Source organism: Vibrio sp. 1078-1 (assembly GCF_033340475.1).
In genome coordinates, this window is record NZ_JAWOWM010000057.1 from 1 (window position 1) to 1,363 (window position 1,363).

Consider the following 1,363-nt stretch of genomic DNA (forward strand, 5'->3'; position numbering starts at 1 on the left):
CGAGATGGTTCTGATCATATTGAAACGCATACGATTTCTGAATTTGTCAAAGTGAGCGAGGAGGTATAACCATGGCAACGACTTCAGCCCTAACCCACATTATTCAGCAGTGGCAGTCTGGTAATAAACAAGCCGAAAGCGAGCTGTACCAATTCGCTTATTTGCAACTGCGTAAAATCGCCCAACAAGAACGTGAGCGCAACGCCGAAAAATACGGCACCGACAACATGGTATTGGCAGACAGCGTCAACAGCACCACCGCATTGATTCATGATGCTTACCTAAAGATGTCAAACTGCGACATGAGTGAAATCGCCACCAAGCGTGATTTTTTCTTAATGGCCGCTAAAGTCATGCGCCAAATATTGATCGACAACGCTCGCTCACACCAAGCGCAAAAACGCCAACACATCACATTGATGAAGGACGAAGAAGACCGCTTTGAGCAGTTGATCATCATGGACAAAGCCTTAGATAGCTTTAGCACACGCTACCCACGTCAATCGAGCGCCTTAAAACTCAAATACTTGATGGGCATGAAGAACCAGGAGATCAGCGAACTGCTAGAGTGCAGCGCAAGCCTAATCGAAAAAGACCTCAAGTTCTCACGCAGCTGGCTGCAATCAAGAATGGCACACGCATAAATCATGACCAAGAAACTGTGGATTATCGGCGCGATCGGCGCCGGTTTATTGGGCGTTTACTTGTTAAGTGACGAGAGCAACATGGCGTCTGCGGCCAGCTCTTCAAACAGCTCTCCTATCGATAAAAGAAACAGCCAACATCATTATGGTGAACGTACGTCGTTAATTGAGGTGAAGCAGGCGCTCACAAAATCGGCGTTGGATGGCTCGAGCTCTCTCGATTTAGATGCTGTGCTTAATGCCAAACCATTCGATCAACAAAACGTCGCCGAGAACCCTTTTGATACGTTTGATGGTTACTACCCTTACGATCTGACAGCCGTGACACCACAACCCAAGGTTGATGCGGCGAACAACAGCAAACCCATCATCAATCTATCGGTCGAACAGCAACTGCAAACCATCATTTATGGTTGGGAGCTAACGCAGAACAAGCCGATCAGCAATTCGTTAAGTCTGAACCAATTGTTTGAAGACCCCGATGGTGACCTGCTCACCACTCGGATCTGGTTAGAAAACGCCAATGGTCTTCAGGTGCTCAACCAAGGCCAAATCGTGGTACAAGGTGCGCCAGAAGAAATCGACCAAACCACTTACTTAGCCGTGGCAGCTCGTGACAACCATCATGGTGAAGAAGATTACGCCTGGGTCACGACCCGTTTTGAATTGCCAGTCGTTAAAGAAGAGCAAAACAACACCGACCATCCTTTGGTCGGTGA

At 47.8% G+C, this 1,363-nt stretch carries 1 protein-coding gene and 1 pseudogene; both read left to right on the top strand.

Going from position 1 to position 1,363, the window contains the following annotated elements:
- Positions 1–71: 71 nt before the first annotated feature.
- Positions 72–644 carry a sigma-70 family RNA polymerase sigma factor gene (locus R7190_RS25545; RefSeq protein WP_005455178.1) on the top strand — a complete coding sequence of 191 codons (573 nt, stop codon included), beginning with the start codon at positions 72–74 and terminating at the stop codon, positions 642–644.
- 3 nt (positions 645–647) lie between these two features.
- Positions 648–1,363: pseudogene (locus R7190_RS25550) on the top strand (hypothetical protein); the annotation flags it as partial.

Coding starts and splice junctions, on each gene's coding strand:
- R7190_RS25545 (WP_005455178.1), top strand. CDS start 72: ATGGCAACGACTTCAGCCCTAACCCACATTATTCAGCAGTGGCAGTCT.